The organism is Sphaerisporangium fuscum, from assembly GCF_018531465.1.
GTDB classification, from domain to species: domain Bacteria; phylum Actinomycetota; class Actinomycetes; order Streptosporangiales; family Streptosporangiaceae; genus Sphaerisporangium; species Sphaerisporangium fuscum.
Map to the genome: position 1 here is coordinate 46328 of NZ_JAHDTF010000008.1, position 16851 is coordinate 63178.

General features: G+C 71.0%; 14 protein-coding genes. 10 read left to right on the forward strand and 4 right to left on the reverse strand.

Annotated features, from left to right (window positions below):
- Positions 1-43: 43 nt before the first annotated feature.
- Both KIK05_RS11015 and KIK05_RS11020 read left to right on the forward strand, forming a co-directional pair.
- Positions 44-697 carry a response regulator gene (locus tag KIK05_RS11015; protein ID WP_214410539.1) on the forward strand — a complete coding sequence of 218 codons (654 nt, stop codon included), beginning with the start codon at positions 44-46 and terminating at the stop codon, positions 695-697.
- A gap of 553 nt (positions 698-1250) precedes the next feature.
- Positions 1251-2852: a carboxylesterase/lipase family protein gene (locus KIK05_RS11020; protein WP_214410540.1), complete on the forward strand. Its 1602-nt coding sequence runs from the start codon at positions 1251-1253 to the stop codon at positions 2850-2852.
- A gap of 83 nt (positions 2853-2935) precedes the next feature.
- Here KIK05_RS11020 and KIK05_RS11025 read toward each other — a convergent pair whose 3' ends face one another.
- Positions 2936-4090, reverse strand: a complete 1155-nt coding sequence (locus KIK05_RS11025; RefSeq protein ID WP_214410748.1) for an acyl-CoA dehydrogenase family protein — start codon at positions 4088-4090, stop codon at positions 2936-2938.
- Between the two features lie 46 nt (positions 4091-4136).
- The gene (locus tag KIK05_RS11030) at positions 4137-4889 is read right to left on the reverse strand and encodes an SDR family NAD(P)-dependent oxidoreductase (protein WP_214410541.1); all 753 of its coding nucleotides are present in this window, start codon (positions 4887-4889) and stop codon (positions 4137-4139) included.
- Positions 4890-5287: 398 nt separating this feature from the next.
- On the opposite strand from KIK05_RS11030, the gene KIK05_RS11035 reads away from it, so the two are divergent.
- The 8 genes from KIK05_RS11035 (at position 5288) to KIK05_RS11070 (ending at position 14719) form a co-directional block, all read left to right on the forward strand.
- The gene (locus KIK05_RS11035; protein ID WP_214410542.1) at positions 5288-6694 is read left to right on the forward strand and encodes an NAD(P)/FAD-dependent oxidoreductase; all 1407 of its coding nucleotides are present in this window, start codon (positions 5288-5290) and stop codon (positions 6692-6694) included.
- Positions 6695-6752: 58 nt separating this feature from the next.
- Entirely contained in the window at positions 6753-8345 is a 1593-nt protein-coding gene (locus KIK05_RS11040; protein WP_214410543.1) for an amino acid adenylation domain-containing protein, read from the forward strand.
- Positions 8346-8351: 6 nt separating this feature from the next.
- The gene (gene cmdF / locus KIK05_RS11045) at positions 8352-9956 is read left to right on the forward strand and encodes a tyrosine 2,3-aminomutase (RefSeq protein WP_214410544.1); all 1605 of its coding nucleotides are present in this window, start codon (positions 8352-8354) and stop codon (positions 9954-9956) included.
- Positions 9957-10193: 237 nt separating this feature from the next.
- The gene (locus KIK05_RS11050) at positions 10194-11573 is read left to right on the forward strand and encodes a condensation domain-containing protein (protein WP_214410545.1); all 1380 of its coding nucleotides are present in this window, start codon (positions 10194-10196) and stop codon (positions 11571-11573) included.
- Positions 11574-11603: 30 nt separating this feature from the next.
- Positions 11604-11858: a phosphopantetheine-binding protein gene (locus KIK05_RS11055; protein WP_214410546.1), complete on the forward strand. Its 255-nt coding sequence runs from the start codon at positions 11604-11606 to the stop codon at positions 11856-11858.
- 91 nt (positions 11859-11949) lie between these two features.
- Positions 11950-12822 (forward strand): phytanoyl-CoA dioxygenase family protein, encoded by an 873-nt coding sequence (locus tag KIK05_RS11060; protein ID WP_214410547.1) that lies wholly within the window; start codon positions 11950-11952, stop codon positions 12820-12822.
- Between the two features lie 204 nt (positions 12823-13026).
- Positions 13027-14190, forward strand: a complete 1164-nt coding sequence (locus tag KIK05_RS11065; RefSeq protein WP_250562622.1) for a helix-turn-helix domain-containing protein — start codon at positions 13027-13029, stop codon at positions 14188-14190.
- 97 nt (positions 14191-14287) lie between these two features.
- Positions 14288-14719: a hypothetical protein gene (locus KIK05_RS11070; protein ID WP_214410549.1), complete on the forward strand. Its 432-nt coding sequence runs from the start codon at positions 14288-14290 to the stop codon at positions 14717-14719.
- 150 nt (positions 14720-14869) lie between these two features.
- Here the strand turns inward: KIK05_RS11070 and KIK05_RS11075 are convergent, their stop codons facing one another.
- Together KIK05_RS11075 and KIK05_RS11080 are read right to left on the reverse strand one after the other, a co-directional pair.
- Positions 14870-16291, reverse strand: a complete 1422-nt coding sequence (locus KIK05_RS11075; protein ID WP_214410550.1) for an MFS transporter — start codon at positions 16289-16291, stop codon at positions 14870-14872.
- 153 nt (positions 16292-16444) lie between these two features.
- Positions 16445-16813: a nuclear transport factor 2 family protein gene (locus KIK05_RS11080; RefSeq protein WP_214410551.1), complete on the reverse strand. Its 369-nt coding sequence runs from the start codon at positions 16811-16813 to the stop codon at positions 16445-16447.
- Between the last annotated feature and the right edge of the window lie 38 nt (positions 16814-16851).

Consider the following 16851-nt stretch of genomic DNA (forward strand, 5'->3'; position numbering starts at 1 on the left):
TGCGCGGCCCCGTCACCGCCACTCTCCCCTTGGACGGCCGCTGATGCGTGTGCTCGTCGCCGACGACCAGGACCTCTTCCGCGGCGGCTTCGCCATGATCCTCGACGCGCACGACGACATCGAGGTCGTGGGAGAGGCCGCCGACGGGGCCGAGGCCGTCGAGCGGACCCTCGAACTCCGGCCCGACGTGGTGCTGATGGACATCCGCATGCCCCGCCTGGACGGCGTCGCCGCCACGGCGGAGATCTGCCGCCGCACCTCCGCCAAGGTCCTCGTCCTCACCATGTACGACGTCGACGAGTACGTGTACGACGCGCTCCGCGCCGGGGCGAGCGGCTTCCTGCTCAAGGACGTGCGCCGCGACGAGCTGGCGCGCGCGGTCCGCCTCGTCGCCGCCGGAGAGTCCCTGCTGGCCCCGGCCGTCACCCGCCGGCTCATCGAGGACGTCGTCCGGCGCGGCACCGCCCGCCCCGCGCTGAGGAAGCGCCTCGCCGAGCTGACCGGCCGCGAGCTCGACACGCTGCGCCTGGTCGCCCGGGGCCTGTCCAACGCCGAGATCGCCGCCGAACTCGTCGTCACCGAGCACACGGTGAAGACCCACGTCAGCAACCTCCTCACCAAACTGGACCTCCGCGACCGGGCCCAGGCGGTCGTCTTCGCCTACGAATCCGGCCTGACCGTCCCCGGCTCCGACTGACACGCCGCCCACGCGGCCCCCCGGGTTGCCCACCGTACGAAGGCGCCGGATCCGCCGTACCACGTCCCTCCGACGCGGCGCCAACCGGGAAACCGTACGTCGAGCGGGAAGGGGCGGCCCGGCCGCCCTGTTCCGGCGGGTGGGGGTGGTTCGGTTCGGTGCCCTGGCTTCTGGTTTGGTGGGGTGTTTCTCTTCGGCGCCGGGTCGGCGGGATGCTGTGCGGCGAAGTCGGCGCCGTTGTACGGCGGGTGGCCGGGCGGCCTTCGCGGGTGAGGGTGGTGCGGTGGGTTGTTCGGGCGAGTGGGGGTGGTTCGGTCCGGTGCCCTGGCTTCTGGTTTGGTGGGGTGTTTCTCTTCGGCGCCGGGTCGGCGGGATGCTGTGCGGCGAAGTCGGCGCCGTTGTACGGCGGGTGGCCGGGCGGCCTTCGCGGGTGGGCTGGTTGTGGGGTGGGGCCTCGCTCTCGGGAGTGATCGAGGTTCGGTTCTCTGGGGCGATCCCCGGGAGTGCCCTTCGCGGTGAGACTCTCCGCAGTCTCTCGTGAAGGAGAATTCCGATGTTCCGTACTGTCACGATCGCCGGGGCCGTACTCGCCCTGGCCGCGGCGACCGGTACCCCGGCCTCCGCCCAGCCGTCGGGTGACGCGAGCGCGCAGCGCGGCTGCGCCACCCGCACCGCCCTCGGCGCCGTCTCGGGGGTCGCCGGCGATGGGGTGTGCGTCTTCAAAGGGATCCCGTACGCCGCGCCGCCCGTCGGGGAGCGCCGCTTCCGGCCGCCGCAGCCGGTACGACCATGGAAGGGCACGCTGAAGGCCGTCGACGGCACGCGGGTCTGCCCGCAGGATCGGGACCGGCTGTCGGAGGACTATCCGGACGGCCGCAAGATGTACACCGACGAGGACTGCCTCTACCTGAACGTGTGGACGCCCCGCCCGGACCGCGCCAAGCGGCCGGTGATCGTGTTCATCCACGGCGGCGCGGCCCGGTTCGGCACCGCCAACGAGGCGCGCTACGACGGCTCCAAGCTCGCCACCAGGGGAGACGCCGTCGTGGTCTCCCTCAACTACCGGCTCGGCGTGTTCGGCTGGTCGGAACTGGGCGGCCTCGACCCGTCCTACCGGGGTTCCGGGAACAACGGCCTGCGCGACCAGATGGCGGCGCTGGACTGGGTGCGGCGGCACGTGGCCGACTTCGGCGGCGACCCGTCCAACGTGACCGCGGTGGGCGAGTCCGAGGGCGCCTTCTCGATCAGCGCCATGCTCGCCACCGACCACCCCGAACGGCTGTTCCGCCGGGCCGTCATCCAGAGCGGCAACGGCGCGGTCGTCCACTCCGCGGCGTTCGAGCGCAAGCTGGCCGCCGCCTTCCCCGTGCGCGATCTCGCCGACCTCAGGGCCATGTCCACGCGGCAGGTGCTCGCGCTCCAGGAGAAGGCGGTCGCCGCGCTGCCCGGCGTGGCCGGCGGCGCGCTGTACTTCGGCCCGTACATCGACGGCACGCTGGTGAAGGATTCCGTGGTCAAGCGGGTCGCGGCCGGGAACGCCCGCAAGGTGGACCTCCTGATCGGCACCGACCGGGACGAGGTCAACTTCTTCGGGCAGTTCGCCGAGGACGGGCTGCGAAAGGTCGCCGGGGAGCTCTCCCTGCCGAAGGAGCTCGCCTCCCGCCGCGACCGGATCACCGCCGTCTACCGCAAGGACCGCTCGCCGCTGGACGCCGCCCTGGCCATGATGACGGACCAGACGCTGCGCGTGCCGGCCACCCGGCTCGCCGCCGCGCAGAGCCGCTGGCGGGACACCTACGTCTACCAGTTCGACTGGCAGCCGCCGAAGGGTGTGGGGGCCGTGCACACGATCGAGCTGCCGTTCATGTTCGGCACCCTGCGCTTCACCGGGATCCAGGGCGGCGACGAGGCGCTGCGCGCCGACCGGGCGCGGCTGACCAGGCTGTCGGACCAGATGGTCGACGCCTGGACGTCGTTCGCCCGCACCGGAGACCCCGCCGCCCGCCGTACGGTCGCCCGGCCGGACTGGCCGCCGTACCGGACGCCGCGCCGCACCACGATGATCTGGGACATCCCGCCGAAGACCGCCGACGACCCCCGCGGCGCCGAACGGGCCCTGTGGGACGACGCCCCCTTGGCCGCCCTCGACCTCTGACCGCCGCCCCGCCCGGTGTGCCGGACGGGTACGCCGAGGCGGGCGACGATCAGCTACCGGGCGGTCGCAGAGGGGCGGAGGTGTCAGAAGGACAGGCCGAGGTGCCGGGCGATGAGCATCCGCTGCACCTCGCTCGTCCCCTCGCCGATCTCCAGGATCTTCGCGTCGCGGTAGAAGCGGCCGACGGCGAACTCGTTCATGAAGCCGTACCCGCCGAAGATCTGGGTGGCCTCCCGCGCGTTGTCCATGGCCGCGTTCGAGGAGACGAGTTTGGCGATGGCGGCGTCCTTCTTGAACGGCTCGCCGCGCAGCAGCTTGGAGGCGGCCTGGTAGTAGGCGAGCCGCGCGGTGTGCGTGCGGGCCTCCATGTCGGCGATCTTGAACTGGATCGCCTGGTACTCGCCGATCCTGCGTCCGAAGGCCTCCCGCTCGCGCACGTACCTCAGGCACTCGTCCACGCAGCCCTGGGCGAGCCCGACGCCGACCGCCGCCAGGGCCAGCCGGCTCTCGTCCAGGATCGACAGGAACTGCGCGTACCCTCGGCCGAGTTCGCCGAGAAGGTTCTCCTCGGGCACCCGGCAGTCGGTGAAGGACAGCTCGTGGGTGTCGGAGGCGCACCAGCCGACCTTGGAGTACTTCGGCGCCACCGAGAAGCCCGGCGTCCCCGACGGCACGATGATCGCCGAGATCTCCTTGCGGCCGCCCTGGCGCTCCCCGGTCACCGCCGTGACGGTGACCAGGCGCGTGATGGCGGTGCCCGAGTTCGTGATGAACGACTTGCTGCCGTCGATCACCCAGTGACCGCCGTCCATGACGGCCCGGGTGCGCGTCGCGCCCGCGTCGGTGCCGCCGCCCGGCTCGGTCAGCCCGAACGCCGCCAGTGCCTCGCCGGAGCACAGGGAGGGCAGCCACCGCTCCTTCTGCTCCGGCGTGCCGAAGCGGTGGATGGGCATCGCGCCGAGGGACACCCCGGCCGACACCGCGATCGCCACCGAGGAGTCGACCCGCGCCAGCTCCTCCAGCGTCAGGCACAGCGCCAGGTAGTCGCCGCCACCGCCGCCGTACTCCTCGGGGAAGGGCAGGCCGAACAGGCCCATCCGGCCCATCTTGGCGACCAGTTCGTACGGGAACTCCTCGCGCTCGTAGAAACCGGCGATGACCGGCGCGACCTCGGAGTGCGCGAAGTCCTCGACGGTCTTGCGCAGGGCTTCGTACTCGTCGTCCAGCCGGAAGTCGATCACTGCAGCTCCTCGTGTGGGGGACGGCGGCGGGCGGGCGCGGGGGTCAGAGGGGGACGGACGTGGTCAGGCCGCCGTCCACGACGATCTCCTGACCGGTGATGTAGGACGAACGGGACGACAGCAGGAAGAACGCGGTGTCGGCGATGTCGGCGGCACTGCCGAGCCGGCCGAGGGCCACATGGCCACGGTGCTCCTCCTTGGCCTCCTCCGAGCCCGCGACCGCCTCGAACATGTCGGTCACGATGTAGCCGGGGCTGATGGCGTTGACCCGGATGCCCCGCGTGCCGAGGTCGGAGGCGAGCGTGCGGGCCAGGCTGATGACGGCGGCCTTGGTCGCGGCGTACACCGAGGTGAAGGCGAGGCCCTTGTGGGTCAGCCAGGACCCGTTGAGCACCACCGAGCCGCCGTCCTCCAGGATGGGCAGCGATTTGGTGATGGTGAAGTAGACGCCCTTGAAGTTGATGCCGACGACGTGGTCGAAGTCGGCCTCGGTGACGTCGGCGCTGCGGGAGAAGGCGGCGATCCCGGCGTTGGCGAACACGCCGCTGAGGCTGCCGTACCGCTCGCGCACGCGCTCGACGAGCCGGTCGAGGTCGGCGGTGCGGGCCACGTCGGTGGGCACCGCGAGGACGTCCTCGCCGGCGTCGAGCTCCTTCACCGCCTTCTCCAGGCGCTCCTCGTCACGGCCGGCGAGCACCACGCGGGCGCCGGCGCCGAGGAGTCGCTTCGCGGTGGCCAGGCCCATCCCGCTGCCGCCACCGGTGATCAATACGGTCTTACCGTTGAACTCGGCCATGCGGTCAGGTTCACATCCGCGCGCACGGCTCACATCTTTGTAATTGCGGTGTCGTTTCCCGCGCGCGGTTCCATTAGGCGGCGGGCTCTCTTCACCGGATAACCGCATTCTATTAAGGGTGCCGACCGGCAGAAGAACCGGGCCGCGAAGGCCCTTCAGCACAGCATTCCGAGAGATGCGTTCCCGTCAGATCGGGCGTGACGATGAAGCGGTGCCGATCGGCGGACGGACCGCACGCATGGGAACTCCCCGGCGCCCGGGGGGAGACCTCGGTTTCAAAGGCCCATGCGAAAAGACGGGGGCGGCCATCGGGCGGGAAAAGCCCATCCATTGCCAGTTGACCGACAGCCGTACAGACGATGCCGGATCAATATACGGAAATTCGAGGAGATGACCAGATGGGCAACGACGGCAACACGCGCGCTGTGGTGCTCGGCGGAAGCCTTGGCGGGCTTTTCGCGGCCAGGGTGTGCGCCGACGTCTACGACGAAGTCGTCATAGTCGACCGCGACCTGCTGGTCGGCGTGAGAGAGCCCCGGCGCGGCTGCCCGCAGGGACGGCACATCAGCGGCCTGCTCACCCGGGGCCAGCGGGCCATCGAGAGCATGTACCCGGGCATCACCGAGGAGCTGTTCGCCGACGGCGTGCCCAAGGGCGACCTCGCCGGCACCGTCCGCTGGTACGTCCGGGGCAAGCGGCTCAAGCAGCGCAACGCCGACATGCTGTGCGTCGGCGCCAGCCGCCCGATGCTGGAGTACCACGTGCGCCGCCGCACCGAGGCCCTGGGCAACGTGCGGTTCGCCGAGCGGCACGACATCCTCGGCCTGGAGGCCACCCCCGACCGCCGGAAGATCACCGGTGTCCGGGTGCAGAACCTCGACGCCGACAACGGCGTGGAGGTCATCGAGGCCGACCTCGTCGTCGACGCCACCGGGCGCGGCTCCCGGACCCCCATCTGGCTGGAGGACCTCGGCTACCAGAGGGTCAAGGAGGACCGCAAGAAGATCGGCCTCGGCTACGTCACCCAGCACTACCGGCTGCGCAACGACCCCTACCGCGGCGACCTGTCGATCAACGGTGTCGCCTGGCCCAAGCTGCCGCGCGGCATCCTGTTCGCCAAGACCGACGGCGACCGGGCCGAGATGACGACCTACGGCATCCTCGGCGACCACCCGCCGACCGACCAGGCCGGGCTGTTCGAGTTCATCCGCTCGCTCGGCATCCCCGAGATCTACGAGGCGGTCACCCAGGCCGAGCCGCTCGAGGACCCGGTGCGGTTCAGCTTCCCCACCACGCTGCGCCGCCGCTACGAGGACATGGACCGCTTCCCCGACGGCCTGCTCGTCGTCGGCGACGCGGTGACCACGTTCAACCCCGTCTACGCGGGCGGCATGACCGTCGCCGCGCTGTCGGCGCTGACCATCCGCGAGCACCTGCACAGCGGCGCGGCCCCGCAGCCGCTGGACTACTTCCGCGACCTGGCCCGCAACGTCATCGACCCGCCGTGGCAGATGACCCACAACGTCGACCTCGGCTTCCCCGGCGTCGAGGGCAAGCGCCCGCTGTCGCTGAAGTTCGAGCAGGCGTTCATGGCGCTCGTGCAGACCGCCGCCGCCCGCGACAGCCGCGTCACCGCCGGGTACATGCGCGTCGCCGGGCAGGTCGAGCACCCCAGCACCCTCATGAAGCCGAAGTTCGTCCTGCGCGTGCTGCTGGCCGCCGCGGGCCTGACCAAGCCGTCCCCGGACCGTCCGAGGGGCCGGACGGCCGAGACCGCCGGCCAGAGCAGGGTCTCCGTCTCCTGACGGCCGTCCCGCGAGGACGACCGACGGTCCGCTCCGCCAGGACTCGAAGGGATGACGAGTGACTGAGGCGTCTTCCGTCCGCGCGCCCGGGGCCCTCCCCGCGGCCGGCCGGGCGGTGCACGAACTGGTCCACGAGCGCGCCCGGCGCCTGCCGGACGCGGTGGCGGTGGTCTGGGAGGGGGAGATCCTCTCCTACCGGGAACTGGAGGAGCGGGCGGCGCCGGTCACGGCCGCCCTGCGGGCCCTCGGCGGCGTCGAGGGCACGCCGGTGGCGGTGCGGACGCCGCGCGGGCCGCGGCAGGTCGCCGCGCTGCTCGGCGTCCTCGACGCGGGAGCCCACCTGGTCTGCGTCGGAACCGGCGACGCCGGGGAGCGGGGCAGGGTCGTGCTCGCCGACGTCCGGCCGTCCTGCCTGGTGGTGGACGGCGACGGCGCCCGCGACGAGCTGGCCCGGTGGTTCGCCGCCGAACTGGGCGGCGCCGTCGTCGACCTCGCCGCCCTGGACCCCGCCGGGGAACGGGCGCACCCGGTTCCGGCCGAGCCCGGCGGGCGGGCCTACGTGGCCTACACCTCCGGGTCGACCGGCAGGCCGAAGGGCATCGCGCAGAGCCACGCCACGCTGGCGGAGTTCGTCACCTGGTTCGCCGGGGAGTTCGGCATCGGTCCCGGCGCGCGGGTGGCGCAGTGGGCGGCGCCCGGCTACGACGCGAGCCTGGTCGAGATATTCGCCGCGCTGACGGCGGGGGCGACGCTGTGCCCGGTGCCGGAAAGGGCGCGGGCCAACCCGGAAAGGCTGGCCGCCTGGCTGGACGCCGAGCGGATTAACCTCTTCCAGACGGTCCCGAGCTTCGCGCGCCGGCTGCTGGAGGCGATCGCCGCCGGGGGAGCGCCGTCCTGGCTGGACCACCTCCTGCTCGCCGGCGAGCCGCTGCCCGGGGAACTGGCGAACGGCCTGCGGGCGGCCCTGCCGTCCACCAGGCTGGTGAACCTGTACGGGCCGACCGAGTCGATCCTGGCCACCTGGCACGAGGTCACCGGACCGGTGGAGGGGATGACGCCGATCGGCCGTCCCATCCCCGGCCGGGAGGTCCTGGTGGTGGACGAGCTGGACCGTCCCCGCCCCGCCGGGGTCACCGGCCAGATCGTGGTCCGCGGCCCGCACGTCACGCCCGGCTACGTCGGGGCCGCCGGCGCCGAGACGGCCCCCTTCGTCCCGCTGGACGGGCCGGGCGGCCCGGACGGCCCGACGTACCGGACCGGCGATCTCGGCCTCGTGCGGCCCGACGGCGTGCTGGAGTTCGGCGGGCGCGAGGACTTCCAGGTCAAGTTCAACGGCGTCCGCATGGAGCTGACCGAGATCGAGGCGGCGCTGGCCGCGCACGAGTCGGTCGCCGAGTGCGCCGTGACCGCGGTGCGCGGCGCCGACGGCCTGGTGGCCCGCCTGGTGGCGTACGTCGTGCCCCGCCCCGCGCCCGAGAGCAGGCCGGACGTCTGGCGGGCCGTGCTGCGGCGGAGGTTCGGGGCGGCGATGCCGCCGGTGTCCTTCACGGCCCTCGACAGGCTTCCGCGCAACGTCGGCGGCAAGGTCGACCGGCGCGCGCTGCCCCAAGCCGTACCGAAAGCAGTTGTTACCCAAACCATGATGGGGTGAGAGAACGTGACTCTGGTCGAAACCGAGCTGTCAGTTGATTTCGACGGTGAGAACCTGGAGATCGCAGATGTCCGGCGGGTCGCCGAGGACTGGGCCACGGTCAGCGTCGCCCCGGCGGCTCTGGCCAGGGCCGCCACCAGCCGGCGCATGTTCGAGGACACCGTGCGGCAGGGCATCCCCGTCTACGGCGTGACCACCGGCTACGGCGAGATGATCTACATGCTGGTCGACACCTCCAAGGAGGTGGAGCTCCAGACCAACCTGGTGCGCAGCCACAGCGCCGGCGTGGGACAGCTGTTCGCCGAGGACGAGGCGCGGGCGATCGTCGCGGCCCGGCTGAACGCCCTGGCCAGGGGCTACTCGGCGGTCCGGCCGGAGCTGCTGGAGCGCCTGGCCCTGTACCTCAACCTGGGCATCACCCCGGCCATCCCCGAGGTGGGCTCGCTCGGCGCCAGCGGCGACCTCGCGACGCTCGCCCACATCGCCAGCACGATCATCGGCGAGGGGTACGTGCTGCGCGAGGGCAAGCGGGTGGAGACCGGCACGGTGCTGCGCGAGCACGGCATCGAGCCGCTCCAGCTGCGCTTCAAAGAGGGCCTGTCCATGATCAACGGCACCTCCGGGATGACGGGCCTCGGCTCCCTCGTCGTCGGCCGGGCCCTCGACCAGGTGCGGCAGGCCGAGATCGTCACCGCGCTGGTCGTGGAGACCCTGCGCGGCTCGACCAGCCCCTTCCTGGCGGACGGCCACGACGTGGCGCGCCCGCACCGGGGGCAGATCGACACCGCCGCCAACATCCGGTCGCTGATCAAGGGCAGCGGCCTCACCCTGGAGCACGCCGAGCTGCGCCGCCAGGCCAAGGAGCAGCAGTCGGGCGACGGCGTCTCCCGCACCGAGGTCTACATCCAGAAGGCCTACACGCTGCGCGCGATCCCGCAGGTCGTCGGAGCCGTCCGCGACACGCTGTACCACGCGGCCGAGAAGCTGCGCATCGAGCTCAACTCCTCCAACGACAACCCTCTGTTCTTCGAGGGCAAGGAGATCTTCCACGGCGCGAACTTCCACGGCCAGCCGATCGCGTTCGCCATGGACTACGTCACCATCGCGCTCACCCAGCTCGGCGTGTTCTCCGAGCGCCGCACCAACCGCCTGCTGAACCGGCACCTCAGCGACGGCCTGCCCGAGTTCCTCGTCAAGGGCGACCCCGGCCTGAACAGCGGCTTCGCCGGCGCCCAGTACCCCGCGACCGCCCTGGTCGCCGAGAACCGCACCATCGGCCCGGCCAGCACCCAGAGCGTCCCGTCCAACGGCGACAACCAGGACGTGGTCAGCATGGGCCTGATCGCCGCCCGCAACGCCCGCCGCGTCCTGGCGAACAACAACAGGATCCTCGCGGTGGAGTTCCTCGCCGCCGCCCAGGCCGTGGACGTCTCCGGGCGCTACGACGGGCTGAGCCGGGCCGGCAAGGCGGCCTACGAGCTGGTGCGCTCGCTGGTGCCGACGCTGGAGAGCGACCGCTACATGTCCGACGACATCGAGCTGATCGCCGCCGCGCTGTCGCGGGGCGAATTCCTCAAGGTCGCCGGAAGCGCGGAGATCGAGCTCCGCTGAAAGACGGCGCTCGCGAAAAGAGCGCAATTCCGAAGAACCAGCCCCCGGCTCGGGATCGTTAAAGTCAGTGGATATGGCCGCGCGCATCCTTTCCCGAGCCGGGCGGCCGCTCGGTCTCCTCACGAGCCTTTGAAAACCGTCCGACGGCGGTTCCGCCCGTCGAACGGATCGCCCGCGGCGCCGCCGCACCGGGGCGCCGGAGTCGCGCGCGGAAATCCGAAGGAGGACTCGGACACCATGACGATCTCTGAGGCGCCGCACGCGCCGGACGGCCTGGCGGACCGCATTCCGCTCTCCTTCAACCAGGAATTCCTCTGCAACTTCGACAAGGGCGACGAGGAAGGGCCGTTCGGCCCCAAGTACAACATCGTGTGCGGCTGGCGGCTGGACGGCCCGGTCGACGAGGCCACGCTCCAGGACGCCCTGGACGACGTCGTGGCGCGGCACGAGGCCCTCCGCACGCTCATCGTCCGGGAGGAGGGCGCGCGGTACCAGAAGGTGCTCCCGCCGTCCCCTCCGGTGCTGCTCGTGCACGACTTCACCGGCGTGGACCGCGAGGAGCGCGAGCTGCGCGCCGAACAGCTGCTCATCGAGATCGAGTCCGGCGCCTACGGCATCCACGACCTGCCGCTGCTGCGCGCCGTCCTCGGCCGGTTCGACGACCGCGACGCGGTGCTCGTGCTGATCGCCCACCACACCGCCGCCGACGAGTGGTCGATGCGCCTGATCATGCGCGACCTCGCCGGCTTCTACGCCGCCCGCACGGGCCACCCCGGAAACCTTCCGCGGACGCGCCAGTACCAGGAGTACGCCCGCTGGGAGCAGGAGAGCGCGGCCGAGGGCGGCGCGGCGGCGCAGCGGGCGTACTGGCGGGAGAAACTCGCCGGCGCCCGCATCCTCGCCACCCCGACCGACCATCCGAGGTCGGCGGACCTGCCGAAGACGACCTCCTGGCACCGCTTCTGGATCCCGGCCGAGCTGACCTCCGGCGTGACGGGCGTCGCCAAGCAGATGCGCGCCTCGCCGTTCATGGTGCTGCTCACCGTCTACGCCACGCTGCTGCGCGAGATCACCGGGATCGACGACATCGTCGTCCCCACCTTCACCTCCGGCCGCGCCCAGGCGCGGTTCCAGGACACCGTGGGGTCGTTCTTCAACTTCGTCCCCCTGAGGATCGACCTCGCCGGATGCGCGACCTTCCGCGAGGCGGTCGGGCGCACCCGCGCCACCTGCATCGAGGCCTACACGCACGACATCCCCTTCGCGCAGGTCCTGCAGGAGGCGCCGGAGCTGATGCTGCCGTCGATCGCCGACGACCGCGCCGTGTGCGCCTTCCAGGTCTTCCGGTCGCCGCTCGCCACCGACGGCGAGAAGGCCGGCGACGTCACCTACTCGGAGATCCGCAGGCGGCTGCTGTCGCAGCCCGTCGGCGGCGACATCCCGGACGGCGCGATGTGGCACCTGGAGATCGACTCCTCGGGCGACATCGTCGGCACCCTCGGGTTCAACACCAACCTCTTCGAGGAGGCGACGATGCACCGCATGGCCTCGGAGTTCCAGCGTGTCCTGGAGCGTGCCGTCACCGCGCCCGACGCGCCCTTCGACCGGAAGCAGTAAGCCGACAGCGGCAAGCGAGAGGACACCGAAATGAGCGACATCAACGGTATCGAGGCCAAGGTCGAGGAGATCTGGCGGGACGTCCTGCAGGTCCAGGACGGCGAGGAGGACGAGACGTTCTTCGCGCTGAACGGCGAGTCGATCTCCGCCAACCGGCTCGTCTCCCGGGTCGAGGACGCGCTCGGCGTCTCCATCGAGGTGGGCGACATCTTCGAGGAGGACCCGGACCTCGCCGGGTTCGTCCGCATGGTCGTGGCCAGGGCAGAGAGCCCGTCGGCGGTCTGACCGGCGTGGGCCGGTCGGCTTTGGAGGCCGCGCGCGGCAGGCGCCGTCGCGCGGCCGTACCAGGCAGTCATTTGAGAAGAGGTGGTCCGTGATGGCAGGTCTGAGCCGGGTGAGACCCGACGCCGATCTCGACGAGGTCGTCGAGATCCTGGAACGCGACGGTGGCGTCATCGTCGAGGACTTCGTCGACGATGCCACGCTGGCGGCCCTGTGGGACGACCTCGGGCCGGCCCTCGACGCGTGCCCGTACGGCGACGACTGGTACAACGGCAAGCGCACCAGACGCGTTTCATCCCTTTTCGCCCGCACCGCGCATCTGACGCCGGTCGTGACGCAGCCCCTCTACCTCGGGGCCGCGCGCAAGATCATGCAGAAGCCGGTGCCCATGTGGATCGGCAAGTCGCGGGTTGAGATGACCCCGACCATCCAGATCAGCGGCACCCAGCTGATCGAGATCCACGGGGGGCAGGGCAAGCAGCCGCTGCACCGTGACGACGCGCTCCACCTGCGCACCCACCCCGGCCCCACCAGCCGGGTGCAGCTGATGCTGGCGATGAGCGACTTCACCGCCGAGAACGGCGGCACCCTGGTCATCCCGGGCAGCCACCACTGGGACGACGAACGCGCCCCGGAGGCCCACGAGGCGTACCCGACGGTCATGCGGGCCGGGTCCGGCCTGATCTGGCTCGGCGGCGTCTACCACGGCGGCGGCAAGAACACCACCGACACCCCGCGCACCGGCATGACCATCGCCCTCGACCTCGGCAACCTCCGCCAGGAGGAGAACCAGTACCTCGCCGTGCCGAAGGAGGCCGTCCTGGCCTACCCGGAGGAGGTCCGGCGCCTGCTCGGCTACGACCGCTGCCCGCCGGGGCTCGGCTGGTACGAGATGGACGACCCGTACGTCGTCCTGGAATCCGACACCTCCGGCGTCCCCGAACTCCGCGCCCCGGTCACCGCCTGACCGCCTCCCAGGGGGCCGCTTCCCGCCGAACCGGCCCCCACTCGTCGTTTCCGCCTCGAAATGGTGCCTTCGGCGCAGTTTTTCCAGGCGACCCTGACCCCGCGTTCGACCGTCCGCCGCGCAGGTGCATCGGTCGCACTTCGCGTTCCACCGGAGGTACGAGTTTCCTCTGCGCGTCCTGCTCGCGGGTCTAGCATGGAATTCATGGCCACGATAGGTGAGCGGATTTCGAATGTTCGCAAGCGGCGTGGACTGAGCCAGGCCGAGCTCGCTGCGGTGTCGGGCGTTTCCGTGTCTCTTATTCGCAAGCTCGAACAGGGAAATCGTGCGGACGTACGGCTGGAGACGGTTCGAAAACTGGCCGTCGCGCTCCGCGTGCCGACGACCGGCCTGCTGACCGGCCCGGAGACGTACGAAGGGCATATCGATGACCTGTGGGCGCCGGTCCGGTGGGCGCTTCGCGGGCTCGGAGGGCGACCGGACGACCCGCCGACGGTCGAGGGGATCACGGACGCTATCGGAGCCTCGATGCCGCTGTGGAAGGACGACCGCTACTCCCGGTTGAGCGTGGTCCTTCCAGCGCTGCTCAGGGACACCGACGCGCTTGTCGACGCCGACCGATCGGCTCGTCCCCTGCGTTCTCGTCTCCTTCACCTGACGGGTTGGCTGCTCACCCAGACCCGGCAGTACGACGACGCCGACCTCGCCCTGTCCCGTGGGCTGGACGATGCCGACGACCCCCTCGATGCCGCGTCGATCGTGAGCACGCGTTGCTGGCTGCTGCTGCGTCAAAGTGATCTTGAGCAGGCCCGGCAGATGGCGACCAGCTGGGCGGATGACGTCGAACCTCGGATCTCTCGGGCGACGCCGAACGAACTGTCGGCCTGGGGTTGGCTGCTGCTTCGCATGTCCGCCGCCGCCGTTCGTGACAACAGACCTGGTGAGGCGGAGGACGCCATGCGGCTCGCCCGTACGGCCGCGGTCGCGATGGGCCGTGACATGGCTCCTGCCGAGGACTTCCTGCGTACGTTCGGTCCGGTCACGGTCGCCATGAAGCGGACGGAGAACGCCATGATCGAGGACCGGCCGGACAAGGTTCTCCAGCTCTCGCGGAACATCCCGACGTCGGGACTGAAGCCGACGTCCAACAACAGGAACCGTCACCTGCTCGACGTGGCGAGCGCCCACTGCCGTACACATGAGCAGGGAGCCGCGTTCGAGATCCTGCAACGTATCCGGCAGGACTCCCCGGAGTGGATCGTCAACCAGCGTTACGCGAAAGACCTTCTCAACGACATAATCGGTAAAAGGCGTACCCTCACCGGGGATATGAGGGATTTGGCCGATTTCATCAGACTTGAGTACTAGGATGCGGCGTCCGCCGTGTCACTTCCATTTCTGATGGCTGTGAAGTGACACGAAATCGATCTGGTGTGCATGTTCGACCTGCTCATACCGTTGCCGCATGGCCTTCCAGAAAACGCGTCCGGCCTGGTCTTCGAGCCGGCCCGAAAAGCACTCGCAGCGGCTACTGAGCCACTTGGTGGCGCTGGTCCCTCATCTGCGGGACAAAGGGCTGTCGGTTCTGATCAGCAGGCGAATCACATTGAAGGTCGGCACCACTCACCAGGTGGGCGTGGGGTCCGTGAGCCATGGCCCTCCGGAACTGGACGTCTGGGGCTCGGACGGTGAGCGTCTGGGCACGATCACCGTCGACGAGGTGCCGAAGGGGGCGACCTACGTCCTGTGCCCGCCCGGCGGGAAAGCCGAACCGCTCTGGCCGGTCAGCGATCCTGAGCAGGCGGCCTCTGCTCTGGCCGCGATCGGCGTCCTCGGGACGACCTGGAGCGCGACCCGGGCCGCGCCCGACAGCACGAACGACCCCGCCCGTTCTTGATCCCCTCGTGCCGGACGGCGAGGAGTGGGCGGCGCACGTGGGCGGGCTGTTCTCGGAGTTGTGAGGGGCTCGGACATGACTGGGTCCGGGCCCCTCGGTTGGAGGGGCCCGGACGGGGCGGCCGGGAGGGGTCGGCCGCGGGGGTGTGGTTCAGCGGGTGGGGCGGGGGAGGGCCTGGACCAGGGCGGCGACGGCGACGGCGAGGCCGATCAGCAGGGCCAGGCCGAGGGCGAAGGCGTGGGGGTAGTGGGCCGGAGCGGGGGTGCCCAGGGTGCCGTAGAAGACGATCCCGACCAGGGCCACGCCGATCGCGCCGCCCGCCTGCTGGGCGGTGCTCAGGACTCCCGAGGCCGAGGCGGCGTGGCGGGGATCGGTTCCCGCCAGGACGAACGAGGGCAGCGGCGCCATGATGAGGCCCATCCCCGCACCGGAGACGACCAGGCCCGGGATGGTCCACTCGACCGCGCCCCCGGTGCCCAGGGCCGACGCCGTCTCGGCGAGGGTCGCGTATCCGGCCGCGAGGACCAGGGCGCCGACCGCGACGACCTGGCGTCCGAGCCGGGCCGCGACCTTGCCGGACAGGGCCGAGGAGACGAAGTAGCCGATGCCCAGGGGAAGGAAGATCACACCGGAACCGAGGGCGTCCAGGCCGCGGCCCTCCTGCAGGTAGAGCGCCAGGACCAGGAAGAACGAACCCATCGTCATCGCGTGGATCAGGCTGACCACCACGCCCGCGGAGAACGAGCGTGCGCGGAACAGGGCGGGGTCGACCAGGGGCGCGGCGGCCCGGCGCTGGTACAGGGCGAAGGTGGCGAGAAGGACGACCGAGGCGCCCAGGCAGAGCCAGGTCCACGCCGGCCAGCCCTGCTGCTGCCCCTGGACGAGCGGGTACACCACGGCCACCAGGCCCAGGGACACCAGAGCGGTGCCGATCAGGTCGAGACGGGCGCCGCCGGGGGAGCGGGACTCGGGGATCAGCCGCGGGGTCAGCGCCAGCGTGACGATGCCCACCGGGACGTTGATCAGGAAGATGCTGCGCCAGCCGAGGCCCGCGATGTCCGCGTTGATGAGCACGCCGCCGATGAGCTGCCCGAACACGCCGCCGAAGCCGAGGGCCATGCCGTAGGCGTTGAACGCCTTGGCCCGGTGCTCGCCGGTGTAGAGCGTGTTGATGAGCGCCAGGACCTGCGGCATCAGCAGGGCCGCGCCGATGCCCTGGACGATGCGCGCGCCGACGAGGAACCCGGCGGTGGGGGCCTCACCGCAGGCCGCCGAGGCCAGGGTGAAGACGGTCAGGCCGATCGCGAAGAGCCGGCGCCGTCCGTACAGGTCGCCCAGGCGCCCGCCCATGACGAGCCCGGCGGCGAGGGCGATGCCGAATCCGGCGACGATGAACTGGATCGCCGACGGGCCGGCGTTCAGGTCCCGCTGCGTCGCCGGGATGGCCACGTTGACGATGAAGAAGTCGAGGGTGGTGATGAAGACGCCGGTGAGGAGCACCAGCAGGCTTCCCCATCCGGCGGGGGCCGCCGGTGCCACGCGCGCCGGCTTCGGTGACGTGATGGTGGTCAAGGTTCCTTCTCCTGCTCGTGTCCGTCGTTCCACGCAAAGCTTGGCCGCCGGTGGTGTGTCTTGGCGATTACGTGGGAGGTCATGAGGTTCCCGCGGGGCGGTGCCCGGAGCCGGCCCGCACCGGCGGGCCGGTGCGGGCCGTACGGCGGTGGGTCAGACGCCGGCGGGCACCTTGTCGAGGAAGCCGAGGATCTTGCCGATGCGCCCGTCGGCGGTGAGGACCGCGACGTCGAAGCCCACGACGAGGGACTCGCCACCGGCCGGGCCGAGCTCCCAGGTGAAGCGGGCGATGTCGTGGTGGGCGTCCACCGCGCCGGCCAGGGTGAAGACCAGGCCCGGGAACTGGCCCTGCACCGCGGCGATCGTGGCGTCGATGGCGTCGCGGCCCTCGGCGACGGCGATCGGGTCGGTGTAGGTGCCGTCCTCGGCCCAGATCTCGTCGATGGCGGCGCGGCGGGCGACCGGGTCGGTCTCGTTCCAGGTGGCCATGTACCGGGTGACGAGCTCGTTGATGTCGCTCATGTCTTCCTCCGTTGCTTCGTGTCGTTGCAGGTCACGAA

What these genes read in the sequence shown, in the direction of transcription:
- KIK05_RS11050 (WP_214410545.1), top strand. Translation starts at nt 10,194, where the DNA reads ATGACGATCTCTGAGGCGCCGCACGCGCCGGACGGCCTGGCGGACCGC.
- KIK05_RS11015 (WP_214410539.1), top strand. Translation starts at nt 44, where the DNA reads ATGCGTGTGCTCGTCGCCGACGACCAGGACCTCTTCCGCGGCGGCTTC.
- KIK05_RS11035 (WP_214410542.1), top strand. Translation starts at nt 5,288, where the DNA reads ATGGGCAACGACGGCAACACGCGCGCTGTGGTGCTCGGCGGAAGCCTT.
- KIK05_RS11065 (WP_250562622.1), top strand. Translation starts at nt 13,027, where the DNA reads ATGGCCACGATAGGTGAGCGGATTTCGAATGTTCGCAAGCGGCGTGGA.
- KIK05_RS11060 (WP_214410547.1), top strand. Translation starts at nt 11,950, where the DNA reads ATGGCAGGTCTGAGCCGGGTGAGACCCGACGCCGATCTCGACGAGGTC.
- KIK05_RS11080 (WP_214410551.1), bottom strand. Translation starts at nt 16,813, where the DNA reads ATGAGCGACATCAACGAGCTCGTCACCCGGTACATGGCCACCTGGAAC.
- KIK05_RS11030 (WP_214410541.1), bottom strand. Translation starts at nt 4,889, where the DNA reads ATGGCCGAGTTCAACGGTAAGACCGTATTGATCACCGGTGGCGGCAGC.
- KIK05_RS11070 (WP_214410549.1), top strand. Translation starts at nt 14,288, where the DNA reads ATGGCCTTCCAGAAAACGCGTCCGGCCTGGTCTTCGAGCCGGCCCGAA.
- KIK05_RS11055 (WP_214410546.1), top strand. Translation starts at nt 11,604, where the DNA reads ATGAGCGACATCAACGGTATCGAGGCCAAGGTCGAGGAGATCTGGCGG.
- KIK05_RS11020 (WP_214410540.1), top strand. Translation starts at nt 1,251, where the DNA reads ATGTTCCGTACTGTCACGATCGCCGGGGCCGTACTCGCCCTGGCCGCG.